Annotated in this window: 18 protein-coding genes and 1 pseudogene; 7 read left to right on the top strand and 12 right to left on the bottom strand. The window is 71.9% G+C overall.

Going from position 1 to position 20,963, the window contains the following annotated elements; genetic code table 11:
- A pseudogene (locus ABZX11_RS34485) lies at positions 1-185 on the bottom strand (cytochrome b); the annotation flags it as partial.
- A 181-nt stretch (positions 186-366) separates the two neighbouring features.
- Here ABZX11_RS34485 and ABZX11_RS34480 point away from each other — a divergent pair.
- Together ABZX11_RS34480 and ABZX11_RS34475 are read left to right on the top strand one after the other, a co-directional pair.
- Positions 367-1,725 (top strand): TIGR01777 family oxidoreductase, encoded by a 1,359-nt coding sequence (locus tag ABZX11_RS34480; RefSeq protein WP_354921068.1) that lies wholly within the window; start codon positions 367-369, stop codon positions 1,723-1,725.
- On the top strand, positions 1,722-2,201 hold the full coding sequence (locus tag ABZX11_RS34475; RefSeq protein ID WP_354921065.1) for a TspO/MBR family protein: 480 nt from the start codon (positions 1,722-1,724) through the stop codon (positions 2,199-2,201). Before ABZX11_RS34480 ends, ABZX11_RS34475 begins: the two co-directional genes overlap by 4 nt.
- Before the next feature lie 28 nt (positions 2,202-2,229).
- On the opposite strand, the gene ABZX11_RS34470 is transcribed toward ABZX11_RS34475, so the two are convergent.
- On the bottom strand, positions 2,230-4,041 hold the full coding sequence (locus ABZX11_RS34470; RefSeq protein WP_354921062.1) for a hypothetical protein: 1,812 nt from the start codon (positions 4,039-4,041) through the stop codon (positions 2,230-2,232).
- On the opposite strand from ABZX11_RS34470, the gene ABZX11_RS34465 reads away from it, so the two are divergent.
- Positions 3,994-4,524: a hypothetical protein gene (locus ABZX11_RS34465; RefSeq protein ID WP_354921059.1), complete on the top strand. Its 531-nt coding sequence runs from the start codon at positions 3,994-3,996 to the stop codon at positions 4,522-4,524. The two genes, ABZX11_RS34470 and ABZX11_RS34465, sit on opposite strands and share 48 nt — an antisense overlap.
- Before the next feature lie 122 nt (positions 4,525-4,646).
- On the opposite strand, the gene ABZX11_RS34460 is transcribed toward ABZX11_RS34465, so the two are convergent.
- The 4 genes from ABZX11_RS34460 to ABZX11_RS34445 all read right to left on the bottom strand — a co-directional run bounded on the left by ABZX11_RS34460 (position 4,647) and on the right by ABZX11_RS34445 (position 9,347).
- On the bottom strand, positions 4,647-5,981 hold the full coding sequence (locus ABZX11_RS34460) for an NtaA/DmoA family FMN-dependent monooxygenase (protein ID WP_176170335.1): 1,335 nt from the start codon (positions 5,979-5,981) through the stop codon (positions 4,647-4,649).
- A gap of 12 nt (positions 5,982-5,993) precedes the next feature.
- Complete coding sequence (locus tag ABZX11_RS34455) at positions 5,994-7,199, bottom strand: LLM class flavin-dependent oxidoreductase (RefSeq protein ID WP_176170334.1); 1,206 nt, start codon at positions 7,197-7,199, stop codon at positions 5,994-5,996.
- Between the two features lie 127 nt (positions 7,200-7,326).
- Positions 7,327-8,064 carry a class I SAM-dependent methyltransferase gene (locus tag ABZX11_RS34450; protein ID WP_354921055.1) on the bottom strand — a complete coding sequence of 246 codons (738 nt, stop codon included), beginning with the start codon at positions 8,062-8,064 and terminating at the stop codon, positions 7,327-7,329.
- 125 nt (positions 8,065-8,189) lie between these two features.
- The gene (locus ABZX11_RS34445; protein WP_176170332.1) at positions 8,190-9,347 is read right to left on the bottom strand and encodes a mandelate racemase/muconate lactonizing enzyme family protein; all 1,158 of its coding nucleotides are present in this window, start codon (positions 9,345-9,347) and stop codon (positions 8,190-8,192) included.
- 72 nt (positions 9,348-9,419) lie between these two features.
- Here ABZX11_RS34445 and ABZX11_RS34440 point away from each other — a divergent pair, with 72 nt between their 5' ends.
- The 4 genes from ABZX11_RS34440 (at position 9,420) to ABZX11_RS34425 (ending at position 15,010) form a co-directional block, all read left to right on the top strand.
- Positions 9,420-10,166 (top strand): FCD domain-containing protein, encoded by a 747-nt coding sequence (locus ABZX11_RS34440; RefSeq protein ID WP_354921052.1) that lies wholly within the window; start codon positions 9,420-9,422, stop codon positions 10,164-10,166.
- 154 nt (positions 10,167-10,320) lie between these two features.
- Positions 10,321-11,745, top strand: a complete 1,425-nt coding sequence (locus ABZX11_RS34435; protein ID WP_176170331.1) for an extracellular solute-binding protein — start codon at positions 10,321-10,323, stop codon at positions 11,743-11,745.
- Positions 11,742-13,760: an ABC transporter permease subunit gene (locus ABZX11_RS34430; RefSeq protein ID WP_354921049.1), complete on the top strand. Its 2,019-nt coding sequence runs from the start codon at positions 11,742-11,744 to the stop codon at positions 13,758-13,760. Before ABZX11_RS34435 ends, ABZX11_RS34430 begins: the two co-directional genes overlap by 4 nt.
- Positions 13,757-15,010 carry a mandelate racemase/muconate lactonizing enzyme family protein gene (locus ABZX11_RS34425; protein ID WP_354921046.1) on the top strand — a complete coding sequence of 418 codons (1,254 nt, stop codon included), beginning with the start codon at positions 13,757-13,759 and terminating at the stop codon, positions 15,008-15,010. The genes ABZX11_RS34430 and ABZX11_RS34425 overlap by 4 nt, the downstream gene beginning before the upstream one ends.
- On the opposite strand, the gene ABZX11_RS34420 is transcribed toward ABZX11_RS34425, so the two are convergent.
- From ABZX11_RS34420 to ABZX11_RS34395, 6 genes are all read right to left on the bottom strand, one after another.
- Positions 15,007-15,747, bottom strand: a complete 741-nt coding sequence (locus tag ABZX11_RS34420) for a ribonuclease activity regulator RraA (protein ID WP_354921043.1) — start codon at positions 15,745-15,747, stop codon at positions 15,007-15,009. The genes ABZX11_RS34425 and ABZX11_RS34420 overlap by 4 nt on opposite strands.
- 114 nt (positions 15,748-15,861) lie before the next feature.
- Positions 15,862-17,313 (bottom strand): HAMP domain-containing sensor histidine kinase, encoded by a 1,452-nt coding sequence (locus ABZX11_RS34415; RefSeq protein WP_354921040.1) that lies wholly within the window; start codon positions 17,311-17,313, stop codon positions 15,862-15,864.
- Positions 17,310-18,002: a response regulator transcription factor gene (locus tag ABZX11_RS34410; RefSeq protein ID WP_354921076.1), complete on the bottom strand. Its 693-nt coding sequence runs from the start codon at positions 18,000-18,002 to the stop codon at positions 17,310-17,312. The genes ABZX11_RS34415 and ABZX11_RS34410 overlap by 4 nt, the downstream gene beginning before the upstream one ends.
- Positions 17,999-19,132, bottom strand: a complete 1,134-nt coding sequence (locus tag ABZX11_RS34405; RefSeq protein ID WP_354921037.1) for a streptophobe family protein — start codon at positions 19,130-19,132, stop codon at positions 17,999-18,001. The genes ABZX11_RS34410 and ABZX11_RS34405 overlap by 4 nt, the downstream gene beginning before the upstream one ends.
- The gene (locus tag ABZX11_RS34400) at positions 19,132-19,896 is read right to left on the bottom strand and encodes an ABC transporter permease (RefSeq protein WP_354921034.1); all 765 of its coding nucleotides are present in this window, start codon (positions 19,894-19,896) and stop codon (positions 19,132-19,134) included. Before ABZX11_RS34400 ends, ABZX11_RS34405 begins: the two co-directional genes overlap by 1 nt.
- Positions 19,893-20,795 (bottom strand): ATP-binding cassette domain-containing protein, encoded by a 903-nt coding sequence (locus ABZX11_RS34395; protein ID WP_354921031.1) that lies wholly within the window; start codon positions 20,793-20,795, stop codon positions 19,893-19,895. Before ABZX11_RS34395 ends, ABZX11_RS34400 begins: the two co-directional genes overlap by 4 nt.
- Positions 20,796-20,963: the final 168 nt, after the last annotated feature.

The raw sequence follows: 20,963 nt of genomic DNA, 5'->3' as shown, positions 1-20,963 counted from the left end.
AGGATGATGAAGCTGTAGAGCGCGATCTCGCCCAGCAGGAACGACCAGTGGGTCGGGAACACCTTGTTCATCTGGTGCCGCAGGCCCTTGGCCAGCCGGTAGCGCTGGTCGGCGTTGTTCGCGGCCTCGCCCAGCGCCTTCCCGACCGGGCTGGTGCCCTTGGTCGGCGTGGTGAGTGAACTCATCGGCACCCGCTCCTCCCGGCCGTCCCTTCCTGCGACCGTTACACCGGGAGATCGGCGCTGCAACGAGACAGCGCGATTTGGATCGACTTTGCATCGTTATGACGCCTCCTCGTCGCGCAGAAACGACGCTGGACTCGTAATGTCGGCAGCGTTGCATCGTCAACGCAGCGAAAGGGTGATCGTGGCCAGGATCTTTCGGTCGGTAGTCCGCTCGGCCCTCGACGACGTCTTCGCCTGGCACGCCCGGCCCGGGGCGATCGCGCGGCTCACCCCGCCGTGGCAGCCGGTGCGCGTCGGCGCCGAGGCGGGTTCGCTGCGCGACGGCACGGCGAAACTCGTCCTGGCCGGCTGCGTGCCGTGGGTGGCCGCGCACGACGCCGGCGGCTACGAGCCACCCCACCAGTTCGTCGACCGGCTCGCCAATCCCGTGCTGCGGTGGCGGCACACGCACCGGTTCGAGGCGGCCGGTCCGGACCGGACCCTGGTCACCGACCACGTCGACACCCCGGTGCCGGAAGCGCTGCTGCGGTCGATGTTCGCCTACCGCCACCGGCAGCTGGCGGCGGACCTGGCCGCGCACCAGCGGTACCGGCACGAGCCGCTGACGGTCGCGGTGACCGGGGCGCGCGGGCTGGTCGGCACGGCGCTGACGGCGATGCTGACCACCGGGGGACACCGGGTCGTCCGGCTGGTGCGGCGCCCGGCGGAGACGGCGGACGAACGGACGTGGCAGCCGGACGACCCCGCCGCCGACCTGCTCACCGGCGTCGACGCGGTCGTGCACCTGGCCGGCGCCTCGGTGGCCGGCCGCTTCGACGAGCGGCACCGGCGGGCGGTGCGGGACAGCCGGATCGGACCGACGCGGGCGCTCGCGGAGCTGGCCGCCCGCACGCCCGGCGGACCGGGGGTGTTCGTCTCGGCGTCCGCGGTCGGCTACTACGGACCGGACCGGGGCGACGAGGTCCTCGACGAGCAAAGCGAGCGGGGACAGGGGTTCCTGGCCGACGTCGTCGCCGACTGGGAGGCGGCCACCGAACCGGCGTCGGCGGCGGGGCTGCGGGTGGTCCGGGTGCGCACGGGCCTGGTGCTGAGCCCGCGCGGCGGCCTGCTGCGGCTGCAGTACCCGCTGTTCGCCGCCGGGCTCGGCGGCCCGCTCGGCGCCGGACGGCAGTGGATGCCGTGGATCGGCCTCGACGACCTGGCCGAAATCTACCTGCGGGCCGTGACCGACACCGTCCTCAGTGGACCGGTCAACGCGGTGGGCCCGGAACCGGTGCGCAACGCCGAATACACGCGCACGCTGGCCGCGGTGCTCAAGAGGCCGGCGCTGCTCAAGGTGCCGTCGTTCGGCCCGCGGCTGCTGCTGGGGGAGGACGGCGCCCGCGAGCTCGCGTTCGCCGACCAGCGCGTGGTGCCCCGCCTGCTGACCGACCTGGGCCACGACTTCCGGCACCGGCGCCTGGCGGACGCGCTCGGCCACCTGCTGGGCACGGCGACGGCCCCGGTGTTCGAGGACTCGATGGCGGAAGGAACGGCATGACGACGGTGCACCGTTCGGCCCCGGCCCCGCTGGCCTTGGCCGGCTTCTTCGCCGCGGTGGCCGCGGTCGCCGTCGTGGGCAGCCTGGCGGCCACCCGCTCGAGGGACGTCTACACCGCGCTGGCCCAGCCGCCGTGGGCACCGCCGTCGTGGCTGTTCGGTCCGGTGTGGACGGTGTTGTACATCCTGATCGCGGTGTCCGGCTGGCTGTTCTGGCGCGCCCCGGGCACCCGGGCCGGCTTCGCCTGGTACGCGGCGGGCCTGGTCCTCAACGCGGCGTGGACACCGCTGTTCTTCGCCGCCGGCGCCTACACGCTCGCCCTGGCCGAGATCGTGCTCCTCGACATCGTCATCGCGGGCACGGCGGCGGTGTTCCGCAGGCGTTCGAGGACCGCAGCGGCGCTCCAGCTGCCGTACCTGGCCTGGACCCTGTTCGCCACAGCCCTCAACGCGGCGATCGTCGTGCTCAACCCCTGATCGCCGCGTCCTCCTGCCGTCGAATGGATCACCGGGCTTTGAAGATCCGGCCCACGCCGACGGCGAGGCACAGCGCCAGCCCCCAGCCGGCCACGGTGAACGCCGCGGCGACCCAGCCCGCCCAGCCGCTCGCGGCCCAGAAGTCCCGCTGCTTCAAGTTCACCACCGGCAGGAGCAGGTCCAAGGTGTAGAGGAACGAGTTGAACTCCGGCACCTTGTCGCGCGTGGGGACGAGCCGGTCACCGGCGAAGGTGAAGATCAAGGACCCGGTGACCTGCAGCACCAGCCACCACCACAGGACCTGGAGCGGCCGGTACCCGTAGCGCACGGTCCACCGCAGCAGCAGCCCGGACAGGCGCGAGGCCCGGCCGGCGAAACCCGGCAGCGACTTCCGCCTCGCGGTCTCACCCGCGACTGCCACTTTCGCTGCCTCGTCGTCGAACCCCGCCTTCTGGTAGACGGCCGCGAGCTGTGCGTAGATCTGGGGGACGTACCGCTTGTTCAGCTGCAGCCAGCGCAACCGGTCGTCGACGCTGGGGACTCCCGTCCCGTCATGAGGCAGGCTCCGGTAGTCGAAGTCGTGCAGGAGCACTTTGGCGGGCCAGTTGGCTTCGCAGTCGTCCAGGTGCCCGGCCGTCGCACCGGACAGGTCGATCTCCCCGGTGGGCCGTTCCCCGATGTGCAGGGCGAGCGTCCGCCCGATCGTCGCACCCGCCAACGTCAGCGCAGGCCCGTTCGAGGCCGAGGCGAACGCCGCGCCGGTGAAGTCGAGATCGCCGGTGATGTTCGCGTCGCGCAGGAACACGGTCCCGTCGGCGTGGAAGTCCTTGCCGAACTCGGCGGACTGCGCGACGGTGATCCGGTCGCCGCTCAGCGCGGCGCCGTGTTGCTCGAACCGTCCGCCGGTACAGCTGAGCCTGCCGCCGATCTTCGCGTCGGTCAGGTCGACTTCGCCGTCGGCCACGAAGCCGCCGCAGAACAGCGCGTCCCGCGTGATACCCAGGGCCTTGGCCGTCAGCACCACGTCGCCGGGATTGCCGAAGTGCCCGCCGGTGCAGCGGAGGCTGCCGCCGATCGCGGCGTCGTTGAACACGACCTTTCCCGTCGCGCGGAAGGCCGCCCCGGTCGTCTCCCGGCACAAGGCGACGTCCCGGCCGACCGTGGCGCCGGTCGCGTCGATCGCCACGTCGGCCTTGTTCTCGAACTGGCCTCCTTCGCACCAGAGGTTGCCGTCGATCTCCGCTCCGGCGAGCAGGAGCTTGCCGTTGAGCTCGAAGCCGCTGCGGCAGATCATGTTCTGCTTGAGCTCGGCCCTGGCCAGGTCCAGTGCGGTGCCGCCGATGTTGTGGAACGAGCCGCCGGACAGGTCGAGCTGACCGCGGATCCGGCAGCCCGTGAGATCCGCTCCACCGTCCACGTGGGAGCCTGCGGTGAAGATGGCGTCCTGGTCGACGGCCAGCTGGCTGAACTCCAGCGCGCTCCCACCTCGATTGCGGAACCGGCCCCCGGCGCAGTTGAGCTCGCCTTCGATGTGCGCGCCGATCAGCTGGACTGCGCCGGTGGAGCGGAATCCGGCGTCCAGGTAGACGTTCTCCTCGACCAGCAGGTCGGACGCCTCGATCGCCACCCCGCCCGGGTTGGAGAACTCGCTGTCACCGCATTGGAGCTGGCCACCGATGTGGGCGCCGACCAGGCGGACGATGCCCTTGGCGCGGAACCCGCCGGAGCACCGCACGTCCTGGTCCACCCGCAGGCCGTCCGCGAGCAGCACGACGGCACCCGGGTTGCGCAGGTGACTGCCGGAAAAATCGGCCTGGCCGCGGATGTGACCACCGGTCAACCGGATTTCCCCGGTGCACCGGCAATCCTCGACGGTGAGACCGAACTCGGTGCGCACCTGGTCCGCGTGCAATCCGTTCAGCTCGCACCGGGTGAAGCAGAGAATCAGCGCCCGGGTCTGTTGCAGGTTGACCGGATTCGGGAAGCGGCACCGGGCGAATTCGACCGCGACCTTCAGCACCGCCGCTTCGAGATCCAGATCTCCGGTGATTTCGGCGTTCCTGATCACCAGCATCCGGCAGCCGGGGTAGGCGTCCTGCCGCAACAGCACCTGCCGGACCAGTTCGGCTCGCAGCGGCTGGTCGGCGGCGTCGAAATCGACGCGATCACCCCGGCTGACCGCATCCCACAAGCCGCGTTCGGCGGCGGTCAATCGTCGTCGTTCCAGCATGTCGCCTCCCGACTCCCGGACGAACGGAGTCGTCCGGAAGTCGGCGGCTTGTGCGCGGCGTGTTATTGTCCCGAGTGGAGTTCACCCGGATGATGCAATTTCACGGCGTTTCGATGCCGTTCGGAAATGTGGCCGAAACCAGAACTCCGCCGTCGCGTCCGAGCGAGCCACGGGACTTCGTTCCGTTGTGGACATGCTGGCGGTCGGCCTGCGCTTCAGGCCTCCAGGCCGAGGTGCTCCCGCAACGTCGTGCCGGTGTATTCCGTCCGGAACGAGCCGCGCTCCTGCAGCAGGGGCACCACCGTGTCCGCGAACTCGTCCAGCCCGCCCGGGGTCACGTGCGGGACCAGGATGAAGCCGTCGCTCGCGTCGGCCTGGACCAGGTCGTCGATCGCCGCCGCCACCGTTGATGGGGAGCCGATGAACGTCTGCCTGCCCGTCACCTCGATGATCAGGTCGCGGGTCGACAGGTTCTTCGCCTCCGCCAGCTGCCGCCACTCGCGGGCGGTGGCGATCGGGTCGCGGTACATGCGGACGCTGGCGCGGCCGGGGGCGATCGTCGAGCCGTCGACCACCGGGTCCGTCGAGGGCAGCGGGCCGTCGGGGTCGTGGGCGGACAGGTCGGTGTTCCAGACCTGCTCGAGGAACTTGATCGCCGTCTGGCCGCTGACCTGCTGGCGGCGGACCACGTGGGCGCGTTCGTGGGCGTCGGCGTCGGTGTCGCCGAGGACGAACGTCGCCGCCGGGAGGATCACCAGCTGCTCCGGCTTGCGGCCGTACTTCGCCAGGCGGCCCTTGACGTCGGAGTAGAACGCCTGGCCGGCTTCGAGCGTGCCGTAGCGGCTGAAGATCGCGTCGGCGGTGGCCGCGGCGAACTCGCGGCCCTCGTCGGAGTCTCCCGCCTGGATGATCACCGGGCGGCCCTGGGGGCTGCGGGGGACCGGGAACCGGCCTTCGATGTCGAAGTGGGCGTCGTGGTGGGCGAACGCGCCGGCCTCGGGGTCGCGCAGGAACACCCCGGCGTCGGCGTCCGCGACGACTTCGTCGCCGCGCCAGGAGTCGAACAGCTCCCACGCCGTGCGCAGGAACGTCTCCGCGCGCTCGTAGCGCTGGTCGTTCGGGAGGAACCCGCCGCGGCGGAAGTTCTCGCCGGTGAAGGCGTCCCACGACGTGACGACGTTCCAGGCCGCGCGCCCGGCGGAGAGGTGGTCGAGCGAGGCGAACTGCCGCGCCACCTCGAACGGCTCGTTGAACGTCGAGTTGATCGTGCCGGCCAGCCCGAGCCGCTCGGTGACCGCGGCCAGCGCGGACAGCACGGTGAAGGTGTCCGGGCGGCCGACCACGTCGAGGTCGTAGATCTGCCCGCCCTGCTCGCGCAGCCGCAGCCCTTCGGCCAGGAAGAAGAAGTCGAACTTCGCACGTTCGGCGGTCTGGGCGAGCTTGACGAAGGAGCTGAACTCGATGTGGCTGCCGGCCTCCGGGTCGCTCCACACGGTCGTGTTGTTGACGCCGGGGAAGTGCGCCGCGAGGTGGATCTGCTTGCGGGTCATCTCGGGGCCTCCTCAGACAGCGGCGTAGCGGTTGGCGGGCCGGGACAGGCCGAGCAGGCCCCGCAGGGTGCTCGCTTCGTACTCGGTGCGGAAGGCGCCCCGTGACCGCAGCTCCGGGACCAGGCCGCGGGTGACGGCGGTGAGGTCGTGCGGCACGGCACCCGGGCGCAGGCGGAAGCCGGAAAGCCCGGCCTGCTGCCAGTCGAGCAGCAGGTCGGCCAGGCCGGCCGGGGTGCCGGTGAAGACGTGGGCATCGGAGGTGAACGGGGCGCCGAACCGGTCGTCGAGCCGGGCCTTGCGGTCGGCGGCGGCCTGCTCGGTCTCGTCGAGGAACACCACGACGTCGCCGAAGACGTGCAGGGTCTCGCCACCGCGGCCCGCCTTCTCCTGCTCCTCGCGCACGGCGGCGACGATCGCGCCGGCTTGCCCGCGGTCGAACGGCGTGACGTAGACGACGTCGGCCGAACGGGCGGCGAGCCGGTACGGGATGGCGGCGTGGGCGAGCGCGCTGACCAGCGGCTGGCCCTGCGGCGGCCGCGGGGTGATCGACGGGCCCTTGACCGAGAACCAGCGGCCCTCGAAGTCGATGTAGTGCAGCTTCTCGCGGTCGACGAACCGGCCGGTGGCGACGTCGCGGATCTCGGCATCGTCCTCCCAGCTGTCCCAGAGACGGCGCAGCACCTCGACGTAGTCCGCGGCCTCGTCGAACAGGTCGGCCAGCGGGCTGGGCTTGTCCGGCTCGGCCGAGTCCTCGAGCCGGAACTCGCCGAACTCCCGGCGGCCGAAGTGCCGGTTGTCGTCGGGACGGCCGGCGACCTGGACGCGGACCCCGGCCCGGCCGCTGCTGACGTAGTCGAGCGTGGCGATGGCCTTGGACAGGTGGAACGGCTCGGTGTGGGTGACCACCGCGGTCGGCACGAGCCCGATCCGCGAGGTCAGCGGCGCGACCCGCGCGGCGACCAGCACGGCGTCGAGGCGGCCCTGGACGATGTCGGTCCGCTCGCCGGGCCGCCCGATGGGGCTCACGCTCTGCAGCGCGAGGGAGTCTTCGAAGGTGACGAAGTCCAGCTTGCCCGCCTCGGCCTCCTGCACGAGGCCGGCCCAGTAACCGGCGGTGAACAGCTCACGCGGCCGTGCCCCGGCTTCCCGCCAGGCGGCGGGGTGCCACCCCGCCCCGTCCAGCGCGACGGCGATCCGCGGTCCGGTTCCTGATGCCATCCCGAAGTCCCTTCCTGCTCGGCTCCTGCCCGTAGTGTGCGCCGGACGGGACGCGCCGGGCCGGACCGGCCAACTGCTGGGACGAGCGGGCGCACCGGGAATAAACCGGGGGAGGCCGCGGCTGTTTTCAGGCGGTCCGCCGCGGCTCGGCGTTGCGCGCCCGCGGCAGCCCGCTCACTTCGCCCGCGATCGCGCACACGGACGGGTCGAGGGCGTCGCTGACGGCGGCGCCGGGGAACGCCGCCGTGTAGTGGTGGTGGAACTCCGCGCGGGTGAGCGTCGGGGCCTGGGCCGCGAGGCTGCGCCACTGCGGGTGGCGGCGGAGCCGGTAGCTGGCCAGCGCGTCGGCCAGCGAGCGGCCGGCGACTCCGGCCCGGATCGCACCGGACATCGTGCGGGAAAACCGGTACAGCCCGTAGGCCGGCGGGGTCGACGCCCAGCCGGGGGTGTGCCGGACGCAGTCGACGACGGCGATCCGGCCGCCCGGGCGCAGCAGCCTGCGGACGTGCGCCAGGTACGCGGCCGGGTCCGGGCCGAGGTGGTGCAGGGTGTTGACGCTGAAGACGAGGTCGAACGTCCCCTCCGCCTCGGGCGTGATCTCCCACAGGTCGCCGACCCGGTACCGGACCTGCGGGTGCCGTTCGCGGGCCAGCTCGATCATGCGGGGAGCGGCGTCGACGGCCAGGACGTCGTCGTAGCGTTCGGCGAGCAGCCCGAGGAAGCGGCCGGCGCCGCAGCCCAGGTCGATCGCCCGCCCGCCGCGGGCGGGCAGCACCCGTTCCAGCCACTGCCGGTAGCGGGCGTGGCTGAGCTCGGCGAACTTGTCGTAGAGCTCGGCGATGGGATCGAACGTCGCTTCGGTCACGGCGGCGCACCTCGGAGGTCGGGACGGGAACGAAGATGATCTTCGCGACCGGTACCCGGCGCCGCCAGCCGAAGGCCCGAGAACTACTCGGGGGAGTGAATTCCTTGCCCAGAAACGGAAAACCGCTACTCGAACACGCCGTACCCCGCAACAGCGTGCGCCCGGACGCCGTCCAGGTCCAGCTCCACCCCGATGCCCGGCGAGTCGGGGAGCGTGATGTAGCCGTCCTTGACGATCGAGCCGCTTCCGTCCGGGGCGTGGACGTAGCTGTCCCACACCGCCCGCTCCTCCAACGCGTGCCACTCCTGGACGTAGAAGTTGGGGATCGCCGCGCACTGGTGGGACGTGGCCATCGTGCCCAGCGGGGTCGACACCAGGTGCGGTGCGAACGGGACGTAGTGCAGCTCCGCGAGGTTGGCGATCTTCTTGGCCTCGGCCAGCCCGCCGCACTTCGGGACGTCCGGCTCGATCACGTCCACCGCGCCGCGTTCGAGCAGCTCGCGGAAACCCCAGCGCAGGTACAGGTTTTCGCCGGCGCAGATCGGCGTGCGGGTCTGCGCGCGGACCCGCACCAGCGCGTCGACGTTCTCCGCCGGCAGCGGTTCCTCCAGCCACATCAGGCCGAACGGCTCGAGCTCCCACGAAATCCGGCACGCGCTCGGCACGTCGTAGCGGGCGTGGAGGTCGATCGCCAGGTCGACGTCCGGGCCGATCGCCTCCCGGACCGCCGCCACGCGGGAGACCATCGAGTGCAGCTCGGCCGCGTTGATCGTGTGGTTGAAGACGTCGAACTTCGCCGGGTGGCTCAGGTCGTCGATGTCGAACTTGAGGGCGGTGAAGCCTTCGGCGACCATCCGCTGGGCCCGGTCGACGCAGCCGCTGACCGAGCCCGCCGGGTCGTCGCCGTCGCCGCAGTCGGCGTAGAGGCGGATCCGGTCGCGGAACTTGCCGCCGAGCAACCGGTACACCGGCTGGCCGGCCGCCTTGCCGGCGAGGTCCCACAGCGCGAGCTCGATGCCGGACAGCGCGATCACGAACACCCCGCCCTGCGGGCCCGCGAAAACCTTGCTGCGGCGGAGTTTCTCCCAGCACCGCTCGACGTTGCGCGGGTCCTCGCCGATCAGCAGCGGGGCCAGGGAGCCGATCATCCCGACCACCGCGGCCGCGCCGGCGTCGGGGTTGGCTTCGCCGAACCCGCTGAGCCCCTCGTCGGTGTCGATCCGGACCAGGGTGGCCTCACCGTGGTAGGCCACCACCGCCGTCGTGACGTTCACGATCCGCATTGCTCTCCCGCCGCCGGGTGGTGCGTCTGAACGGACTAATGCGACGTCCAACTTGTCCGATAAGCTGATGACATGCCAAGGAGACAAGAGTCTCCGGACGCTGTCAAGGTCCGGACCCTCCCGGTGCAGGTGGCCGCTCACCTGACCCGGCGGATCGTCCGCGGCGAAATCGACGAGGGCCGGGCGCCGTCGGAAACCGAGATCTCCCAGGAGTTCGGTGTGTCCCGTGTGGTCGCCCGGGAGACGCTCAAGATCCTCGCCTCGCTCGACATCGTCGACGTCGCGCAGGGCCGCCGCGTCGTCGTGCGCCCCCGCGCGGAGTGGGACTACCTGAGCCCGTTGCTGATCGAGTGGCTGCCCCCCGAGACCGTCGACGAGCTGCTGCGGGAACTGCACCAGATGCGCGCGCTGCTCGAGCCCGAACTCGCCGCGATGGCCGCGGCCAGCGTCACCGACGAAACGCTGAACCGGCTCAGGGACGAGATCGGCCGGATGGCCGCGCTCGAAGCCGATCCCGAGGCCTACCTCGAGGTCGACCACGAATTCCACATGGAGATCTGCCGCGCGGCCGACAACCGGATCCTCGACCGGATCATGTACTCCGCCCGCTGGCTCGGCACGGCCAGCCGGCGCGTGACCAACGAGGCGCCGTCCGGGTTGCACCGCGCCACCGCCCAGCACACGGAGATCTACGAAGCGCTCGTGGCGCGCGACGCGGAGGCGGCGCGCGCGGCGATGCGCCGGCACCTGAGCAACAACTACTCCACGCTCCTCTCGGAAAACGAACAGCGACGCAAGCGGGCCGCTCGGCGGCGTTAGGCGCACTTCACCACCGATTCCCCTTCCCCACACCAGTATTCGCATCACTCACCGCATGCACGACCCACAGCGCGGCACTCGTCGTGCTGTCCCGCCGGTTGCACCGTCGCCCCGTCGGCACGCGTCCGCCCGATCGGACGCGAAAGGAGTGGTCATGGCAGAGAAAACGGACTGGTCGAGGCGCAGCTTCCTCGGGCTGAGCGCGCTGGGCGTGCTCGGCCTGGCCGGCTGCGGGAGCGACCCGGCACCCGCGCCCAAAGTCGACGTCCAGGTGCCCAAGGCGCTGCTCGACCAGGCGGCCTCGCTCCGCGGCGGGTCGGTCGGGATGCTCTCGCAGAAGCTCTACGCCGAAGCAGCCAACAAGGCACTGGACAAGTCGCTGCAGGTGTTCGCCCAGGCCACCGGCACCACGGTCCGCAACGACCTGGTGTCCGGCGACGCCGGCGACATGGTCGCGAAGATGGACGCCGAAGTGAAGGCGGGCACCAACCGCGACTTGGCCTTCGTGAGCGACCGGCGGTTCGTCGGCCAGCTCCACAACCTCGGCGCCCTCACCGACGTCACCGACGTGGTCACGGAAATGAAGGCGCTGTACGGGGAACCCGCGACGGAGGCGAACAACTACTGCGTGTTCGACGGCCGCTGGTTCGCGATCCCGTACCACTTCATCGCGACCGGGATGTACCTGCGCAAGGACTGGTACGCGGAGAAGGGGCTGCCGCTCAAGCCCTACTACTCGTGGGAAGAGCTGCGCGACAACGCCTTGGCGGTCTCCGACCCGGCGAAGCGGCGCTTCGGCTGGGGGCTCACGGTGAACCGCTCGGGCGACGCCAACGGCTTCATCGCCAACGTCATCAACTGCTACGGCGGGGCGATCGCGGACAACACCGGCACGAAAGTGGTGTTCAACTCGCCGGAAACCGTTGCCGCCGTCTCGTTCATCGGAGACATCTACACGAATCCGAAGTACGCGCCGATGCTGCCACCGGGGGTCGGCAGCTGGACCGACTCGAGCAACAACGAGAACTGGCTCGCCCAGATCCTGGGGCTGACGCTCAACCAGTTCAGCGTCTACGCCGACTCGAAGACCAAGAAGAACCCGGTCTACGCCAACACGCACGTGTTCAACGGGGCCACCGGGCCGGCGCTCGACCGGCCGCTCGCGTTCGGCGAGTCCAACTCGTTCGTCGTGTTCAAGGGCGCGAAGAACCCCGAGCTGGCCAAACTGGTCGCGAAGTTCATGGTGGGCGGGAGCGCCCTGCTCGGCGTCGCGAAAGAAGCACCGTGCCTGGTGAACCCCTCGTGGGACAAGGTGTGGGACTCCGACCCGTACTACACCACCGGTGACCCGGCCTTCGCCGCGCTGCGGGAGCAGACCCGCGCGCCGCTGCCGGTGAAAACCCGCACCGGCTATGCCTTCCCGCAGGCGCCGAGCCCCGGCGAGCAGGCCGCCACCGCCGCGTACCTGCTGACCGACATGATGCAGTCGGTCATCCAGGGCACGCGCCCGGCCGAAGCCGTCGCCGCGACGCACGGCCGGATCGTGCAGATCTTCGAGCAACAGGGCTACCGGCAATGACCACCCTCCGTCCGAAGACGGCCCGTCCGGCGCCGGCCCGCCCGGCGCCGCGCGGGTCGTCCTCGCTCACCCCGTCGCAGCGGCTGCTCGGCCGCGACTGGCGCCTGGCCGCGGTGTTCATCGGGCCGACGCTGCTGCTGGTCGCCGGCCTGATCCTCGTCCCGATCGTCGGCTCGGTCATCACCAGCACCACCGAACGCCACGGCGCGGAGACGGTCTTCGTCGGGCTGGACAACTACACGGCCCTGATCGGCGACGGCCTGTTCCACCAGGGCGTGCTGAACTCGTTCGTCTTCACCGCCTACGCCGAGATCTTCAAGGTGGCACTCGGGCTGATCGCGGCGTTGATGCTGCACCACATGCGCCGCGGCCGGGCCGTTCTCGCCGGGGTGATCCTGCTGCCGTGGGTGATCCCGACCGTCGTCACGGCCTTCACCTGGCGGTCGCTGCTCGACCCGATCTTCGGCAGCGTCAACGTCCTGCTCACCGACACCGGGATCGGGCCCGGACTGGCCGCGGTCGGGCTGGTCGACAAGTGGCCGGCGGAGTGGCTGTCCGATCCCGCGCTGGCCATGCCGGCGGTCATCTTGGTCAACGTCTGGAAGGGCATCCCGTTCTTCACGGTGACGTTCCTGGCCGGGCTCAAGGCCATCGACAGCGGTCTCCACGAGGCGGCCATGGTGGACGGCGCCTCGCCGTGGCAGCGCTTCGTGCACATCACGCTGCCGGGGCTGCGGCCGGTGATGATCGTGACGGTGCTGCTGTCGTCGATCTGGACGTTCAACAACTTCGACCTGATCTGGCTGATGACCCAGGGCGGCCCGGGGGACGCCACCGCCCCGTACGTGATGGTGGCTTACTCGAAGGCCATCCAGCAGCTGCAGCTGGGCGCGGGCGCCGCGGTGACGCTGGTGATGCTGCCGGTCATCGCGATCCTCGTGGTCATCCTGGTGCGGATCATGCGGCGCAGCGACCAGCCCGGCGCCGCCGACCTGGGGCGACGGCGGCTGACCGACGGCCAGCGCCGGGCGCTGCCGTGGGTGATCGTCGGGGGGTCGGCGCTCGTGCTGGCCTGGGCGTCACCGCACATCGTCTGGAAGGCCGCCGCCGTGCTGGGGGTCTTCGTCCTGCTCGCGGCGGCCGTCGGCCGGGGCGTCTCGATGCTCGCCACGCGGGGCAACCGGGTGGCCGCGCGCCTGGTCGGCGGCACCGGTTCGGGTGTCGCGCTGGTGGCGTTGCTGCTCTTCGTGCTCGCGCCGCTCTACTGGATGACCGTGACGGCCTTCAAGTCCGACGACCAGATCGTCGCGCGCACCGACGACCTGTGGCCGACGCCGTGGAGCACCGAGCAGTTCACCAACCTGTTCACCGGCCACGCGTTCGGCACCTGGTACGTCAACACGCTGCTGGTGTCGGTGGCGTCCACGGTGATCGCCCTGGTCTGCGCGGCGCTGGCCGGCTACGCGCTGGCGCGGCTGAAGTTCCGCGGTTCGGAGAGCTTCACGGTGACGATCCTGCTCACCTACGTGATGCCGGGCGCGCTGCTGTTCATCCCGCTCTACCAGCTGATGAGCGGGATCGGGCTGAACGACTCGCTGTGGTCGCTGGTGCTGGCCTACCCGACGTTCACCCTGCCGTTCGCGACCTGGCTGCTCGTCGGCTACTTCAAGTCGATCCCGGCCGACCTCGAGGAGGCCGCGCTGGTCGACGGCTGCACGCGGCTCGGGGCGTTCCGCCGGATCGTGCTGCCGCTGGCCAAACCGGGCCTGCTCGCGGTCGCGCTGTTCACCCTCACCAACGCGTGGAACGAGTTCCTGTTCGCCTTCGTGTTCATCACCAAGGACGAGTACAAGACGCTGCCGGTCGGCATGCAGTCGATGATCTTCGGCGACGTCGTGCCGCAGGGGCAGCTGGCCGCGGCTTCGCTGCTGGTCAGCGTCCCGGTCGTGCTCATGTACGGGTTCGGGCAGCGGTTCCTGACGGAGGGCCTCACCGCGGGGGCCGTGAAGGGATGATCACCGAGGAACACGTCCCGACGGCGTCCCGGCCGAGCGACCTGCGCATCACCGACCTGCGGGTGGCCAACCTGACCGGGGTGCCGTTCCGCTCGTCGATCATCCGGATCGACACCAACCAGGGGCTGGCCGGCTACGGCGAGGTGCGCGACCAGGCCAGCGCCACCTACGCGCTCGTGCTCAAGAGCAGGCTGGTCGGCGAAAACCCCTGCAACGTCGAAAAGATCTTCCGCAAGATCAAGCAGTTCGGCCACCACGGTCGCCAGGGCGGCGGGGTGTCCGGGGTCGAAATGGCGCTGATGGACCTGGCGGGCAAGGCCTACGGCGTGCCCGCGTACGCGCTGATCGGCGGCCGGTTCCGGGACGAGGTCCGCTGCTACGCGGACACGCCGTCGCTGCCGGACCCGCACGAGATGGGCGCCCGGCTGGCCGACCGCAAGCGGCGCGGGTTCACGATGCTGAAGATGGACGTGGGCATCGACCTGCTGTGGGACGTGCCGGGGGCGCTGATCGCGCCCCCGGGCGCCCGCGCGGACGTCACCACGATGCACCCGTTCACCGGCATCCAGGTGACCGCGAAGGGCATCGACCACCTGGTGTCCTACGTGGACATCGTCCGGTCGGTGGTCGGCTACGACGTCGCGCTGGCCGCCGACCACTTCGGCCACATCGCCCTCGACTCGGGCATCCGGATCGGCCGGGCACTCGAGCCGTTCACCCTGGCGTGGATCGAGGACCTGATCCCGTGGCAGCTGACCGGGCAGTGGCGCCGGCTCACCGAATCGGTCGCCGTCCCGACGTGCACGGGGGAGGACATCTACCTGCTCGACGGCTTCCGGCCGCTGCTGGACACCGGCGCCATCCGCGTCGTGCACCCCGACCCGGCGACCGCGGGCGGGATCGCGGAGACCAAGCGGATCGGCGACCACGCGCAGGAGCGCGGGATCGCGATGGCCCTGCACTTGGCGGCCTCACCGATCGCGACGATGGCGTGCGTGCACCTGGCGGCGGCCACGGAGAACTTCCTGGCCCTCGAACACCACGCGGCCGACGTCGAGTTCTGGAGCGACCTCGTCTCCGGCCCGCTGATCGCGGACGGCCACATCCCGGTGCCGGACACCCCGGGACTGGGTTTCGGCGACCTCAACGAGGAACTGCTGCGCCGCCACCTCGACCCCCGCGACCCGGTGTTCTTCGCCGAGACGACCCACTGGGACACGGAGTCGAGCCACGACCGCCTGTGGAGCTAGTCCCGGGCCCGGTCGGCGCGCCACTGCTCGTACTCCGGCCGGGCTTCGTCCGACAGCGGGTAGTACCGGCGCAGGTCGCCGCCTTCGGCCAGGCGGATCCGGGAAAACTCCTCCCACTCCGCGTGTTCCTGCGCGTGGGCCACCAGGTCGGGAGCGAGCTTGACCGGCACGACCACGGCCCCGTCGTCGTCGGCGACGATGATGTCGCCCGGCTCGACCAGCGTGCCGCCGCAGGCCACCGGGACGTTGACGGCCGCCGGGACGATGCCGGTCTGGGCGTGGAAGTTCGGGGTGGCGCCGCGGATCCACAGCCCGAGGCCGAGCTCCTTGGCCTCGCCGGTGTCCCGCAGGCACCCGTCGACGACGACGCCGGCCCCGCCGCGGCCCTTGAAGTAGGTCAGCATCATTTCGCCGAACACGCCGCTGCTCATGTCGCCCCGCGCGTCGACGACGATCATGTCGCCGGGCTGCGCGTGGTACATGACGTGGCGGTGCAGCTGCTTTTCCGGCTCCTCGTACTCGTCGACGGGGTAGAGGTCCTCCCGCTTGGGCAGGAACTGCAGCGTCAGCGCGGGCCCGGCGACGCGGACGCCGGGGGTGACCGAGACCGGGCCGCTGATGAACGCGCTGCGGATGCCCATGCGGCTCAGCTCGCCGCTGGCGGTCGCACTGCCGATGGCGGCCAGCGCGGCGCTCAACTCGGCGGGCGGGCGAACGATGTCGTGTGTCTCGACCACGTCGGTGGCTCCCCTGGGGCCGCGGTGACCGTAACTGCCGGACTTTTCGAGCCTAGCCGGGTGGCGCCGGTTTCGCGATGCCACCGCGCACCCGGGCCGGATCGGCCGGGGTCATCACGGAACCTCGTTCTCCGCCGACGGCAACTCGAGCCGGAAGCACGCGCCTTCCCCGACCGCGGTCTCCAGCCCGACGTCGCCGCCGTGGGCGCGGGCCAGGGAACGGGCGATCGCCAGACCCAGGCCGGCGTCCGCGCCAGGTGTCCGCGTCCGCGAGCGGTCCACCCGGTAGAAGCGGTCGAACACGCGGCTCGCCTGCTCGGCCGTCATCCCCGGGCCCTCGTCGGCCACCTCCAGCACCGCGCGGCCGGACACGGTGCCGACGCCGATGCGGACCCGGGTGCCCGGTGGGGTGTGGGCGGCCGCGTTGCCCACCAGGTTGGTCACCACCTGCCTCAGACGGGCTTCGTCGGCGTCGACCGGGGCCGGGCCGGGTGTTCCGGCGCCGCCCGGGCCGGTCAGGGACACCTCGCGGGACGGGTCGAGGGCTCGCAGGTCGTGGCGGGCGTCGCCGGCCAGGGTGCGCAGGTCCATCGGCGTCCGGTCGAGCTGCTCCTCGGGCGCTTCGTCGAGCTGGGCGAGCAGCAGCAGGTCCTCGGTGAGCGCCGTGAGCCGGGTGGCTTCACGCTCGATGCGGCGCATCGTCTCGTCCACATCGGACGGTCCGGACAGGGCTCCGAGCCGGTAGAGTTCCGTGGAACCCTTGATGCCGAACAGCGGGGTGCGCAGCTCGTGGCTGACGTCCGAGACGAACGCCCGCATCCGCGCCTCGGACGCGGCCCGGTCGGCGAAGGCCCGCTCGAGCTGGCTCAACATGGTGTTGAGCGACGTGGCCAGGTGCCCGATCTCCGTGCCGGGCGGTGCCAGGTCCGGGACGCGCCGGGTGAGGTCGCCACCGGCGATCGCGGCCGCTGTGTGCTCGATGCGGCGCAGGGGGCGCAGGCCACGGCCGAGCGCGAACCAGCCGGCCGCGGTCAGCATGACCAGCAGCACGCCGCCGGTGACCAGGCTGCTCGTCCGCAACTGGGCGATCGTGGCGTCGGCTTCGGCGAGCGGCGCGGCCGAAACGACCGTCCCGCCCCAGCGCACCGCCTGCCGGGCGACGGCCCGCCAGCGCTGCGACCCGTCGGCGGCGTCGAGGTCGACGGCGGTGCCGTCCGACGGCACCGCGCGCAGCGCGTCGATCGGCGGGAGCGCCGTACCGTCCACTCTCGACGAACGGAGGCCACCGGCCACCGCGCCGCCCGCGTCCAGGTACACGACGTAGGGGGTGCCGAACAGCCCGAGCGCCGGGTCGACGAGGTCGGGCCGCGCGGCCGGGTTCGCGGTCGGCGGTGGTCCCGCCGCCCGGGAGATGAGCTCGGTCATCGAGCGCAGCTGGCCGTCGAGGCGGTCGAGCTGGAAGCGCTCCAGCTGATCGGACACCAGCGTCCCGATCAGGGCCAGGCCGGCCAGGAGCAGGCCCGCGGTGAACAGCAGGAGCCGGGTCCGCAGGGAAAGCCGCCTCACCGCCGGGGCTCCCGCAGCACGTAGCCGACGCCGTGCACGGTGTGGAGCAGCTTCGGCTCCCCGGTGTCGATCTTGCGGCGCAGGTAGGAGATGTAGGTGTCGACGATGCCGGCGTCGCCGCCGAAGTCCTCACGCCACACCCGGTCGAGGATCTGCGCCTTCGAAACCACGCGCCCGGCGTTCTCCATCAGGTAGCGCAGCAACCGGAATTCCGTGGCGGACAACCGGACCGCCTGTCCTGCCCGCGTCACCTGGTGGCCCTCGGCATCGAGTGCGAGCGGGCCGACGGCGAGCACGCCCGCCGGGTGGCCCGCGGTCCGGCGGAGGATCGCGCGGATCCGCGCGATCAGCTCCGCCAGGTCGAACGGCTTCGTCACGTAGTCGTCGGCGCCGAGGGACAGGCCGGTGACCTTGTCGGACGGGCGGTCCCGCGCGGTGAGGAACAGCACTGGCACCGGCGTGCCGTGGCCCGGGTGCCGCTCGCGCAGCCGCCGGACCACTTCGAAGCCGTCCATGTCCGGCAGCATGACGTCCAGCAGCACCAGGTCGGGCGGCTCCGCCGTGGCCGCGGCGACGGCTTCGCGGGCCGTGGCCGCCGAGGTCACCCGGAAGCCGGCGAACCGCAGCGCGGCGGAGAGCAGCTCGCGGACGGTGGCCTCGTCGTCCACCACCAGCAGGCGGGACGTCATCGCTTCCATGCCCGCGAGGATACGGAGATCGCGTCGACGAGCAGGGAGCCCGTGAACCCGGCCAGCGCGCCGCCCACGAGTCCGGCCAGCAGCGCGTGCAGCGGGTTCGCCGTCAACCGCGCGGCGAAAACGGGCAGCGACAACCCGAACGCGCCGACGGTGACGTCGGCGGAAACCCGCGACAGCAGCGCCATGACGGCGAGTACGGCAGCGGTGGCCGGAGCGAACCGCGCGGTGCGTGCCGCGGCCCGGCGCAGCGGTCCGCCGGGCAGCCGGCTCCCGGCCGCGAAGGCGAGGCCGGCGCCCAGCAACACTACGGCCGCCGGCCCGAGCAGCGGCCCGCCCGGTGCGATCGGCGCGGCGGGCAGTGCGCACGCGAACCCGCCCGAGGAACTGAGCGTCCAGGGCACGCCGAGCCCTGACAGCACGGCCGCGCAGACCAGCTGGGGGAGCGCCAGCAGGACGCCCCCGGCCGCCGCGGCGCCGCCGAAGGTCCAGGCCGCGGCCAGGCACACCACGGCCGAGCCGGCGGCCGGCCACCGCAGGGCCCGCACACCGGCGGCCACTCCGGGGAACCGGGTGACGAGCCAGCAGCACCCGATGACCACCAGCGTGCCGGCCACGGCACCCACCACCACCGGCCCGACGGCCACGGAGAAACCGGCTTCGAACCGGGCGGCGAGCGGGAGACGCGCGGGACCGGCGGCGCGCCCGCAGCCTCCGATGCCACCCGCCGTCAAGCGGTCCGGCGTCCTCAGCGGTCCCCGTGCCAGCAGGGCGATCACGGCGAGTGCCGCCGGCAGCGCCACCGCCGCCACGGCACCGCGGACGAGCACCTCGGTCCCCCGTCGCCGCCGCAGCAGCAGCGCCCCCAGCACCACAGCGCCCGTCAGGGAAACTCCCAGCGGCAGCACGTCGAGGCCGCCCCGCACGGCGACGGGGAGGCCACCGGCCGGGACCGCGCCGGCCTCGACCGAGCCGCCGGCGGCCAGCGCGACGACCGCCGCCGTCAGCGCACCGAAGTCCCCGACGCGGCCGGCGCCCAGGAGGGCCAGCCCGGCCGCGGCGACCGCCGCCATGGCGAGCACCGCGGCGGCGGCCGCCAGCAGGCCCCGGCCCACCTCCCGCATCACACGTCCCGGCGGTGGAAGACCACGAACGCCACGGCCAGCACGGCGGCAACGCCGGCGCACATCCCGGCCAGGTTCAGCCACGGGTGCGGGAAGTCCGGGTCGGGCACCGTCTTCAGGACCGCGGACGCGCCGAGTGTCGGCCAGTACAGGAAGAGGTCCCGCAGCCACGCCGGGAAGAGGCCGGCGAGGGCGGGAACCAGGAAGACGATCCCGACCAGGGTGGCCAGCGCGCCCGCGGTGGCGCGCAGGATCGTGCCGAGCCCGGCCGCCAGCAGCGCGATCGCCGCGAGGTAGACCCCGCCGCCGGTCACGGCGGAGAGCACGCCCGGATCGCCGATCCCGGCGTGCGGAAGGCCGTGGGCGGCGAGGACGGCCTGGCCGAGCCCGAAGGCGGCGAACATCAGCACCTGGCCGGACAGCAGAGCGATCGCCACCGCCACGACCAGCTTGGCCGCCAGCAGCCGGTGCCGGCGCGGGGTGGCCAGCAGCGACGTCTGCATCAGGCCGGTCGCGTGCTCGCCCGTGACGACCAGGATGCCGGGCACCCCCAGGATCAGTTGCGCGACGACGTACGACGTCAGGCTGCGGTTGGTCGGATCCCACGGCTCGTCGCCGGGGTAGTCCTTCGCGGCGGCGTTGAGGGCGAGGGCGGTGATGCCGAGCCCGGCCGCGAACAGGCACGCCAGGGTGTACCAGGTGGAGCGCAGGCTGCGCAGCTTGACCCACTCCGCGCGGACGGAACGGGTGAACGGCACGCTCATCCGGCACTCTCCTGGTAATCGACGCTGTCCTTGGTCAGCTCCATGAAGGCGTCCTCGAGCGAGACGCGCTGCGGGGTGAGCTCGGCGAGCGCGACGCCGTGGTAGGCCGCCAGCTTGCCGATCTCCACGCTGGTCAGGCCCGACACGACGAGCGCGGCCTCGGTCCCTTCCCGCACGGCCGCCCCGGCGGTGACCAGCAGCCGCGCGAAGCCCGGCTCGGGCGTGCGGACCAGCACGGTGCCCTCGCCACGCACGAGCTCGCGCACGGCGGTGTCGGCGACGAGCCGCCCCCGTCCGATGACGACCAGGTGGTCGGCGGTCTGTGCCATCTCGCCCATCAGGTGGCTGGACACCAGCACCGCCCGGCCCTCGGCGGCGAGCGAGCGCATGAGGCCCCGGATCCAGCGGATGCCTTCGGGGTCGAGTCCGTTCACCGGTTCGTCGAAGATCAGCACCCGCGGGTCGCCGAGCAGCGCCGCGGCGATGCCGAGCCGCTGCCGCATGCCGAGGGAGAACCCGCCCGCCCGCTTGCCCGCCACGCCGTCCAGTCCGGTCCTGGCGAGCACCTCGCCGACCCGGCGCCGGGGGAGGCCGTTGCTCACCGCGAGGGCCAGCAGGTGGTCGGCGGCCTTCCGGCCGCCGTGCACGGCACCCGCGTCGAGCAACGCGCCCACCTCGGTGAGCGGCACCGGGAGGTCCCGGTAGCGCCGCCCGCCGACGGTGACCGAGCCCCGCGTCGGCGCGGCCAGTCCCACGATCATCTTCATGGTCGTGGACTTGCCGGCGCCGTTGGGCCCGAGGAACCCGGTCACCTGCCCGGGTGCGACGGTGAACGACAGGTCGTCCACCACGGTGTCGGGCCCGTACCGCTTGGTCAGGCCCCGGATTTCGATCGTCATGCGGCGAGCGTGGCCGACCCGCCTGGCCGGTTCCTGGGAGTTCCTGGGAGATCTCTGAGAGTCCGGCGGTCAGTGGCGGTACCGGCGGGGGACCTCTCGGGAAATCGCAACCCTGCGGCGAGCACCCGAACGCCGGGCACCGCGCCGGAGCAGGCGAATCGACGAATT

It is taken from the genome of Amycolatopsis sp. NPDC004169, assembly GCF_040610315.1.
In the GTDB taxonomy this organism is placed as follows: Bacteria; Actinomycetota; Actinomycetes; order Mycobacteriales; family Pseudonocardiaceae; genus Amycolatopsis.
This window is presented reverse-complemented; position numbering and strand designations above follow the sequence as displayed.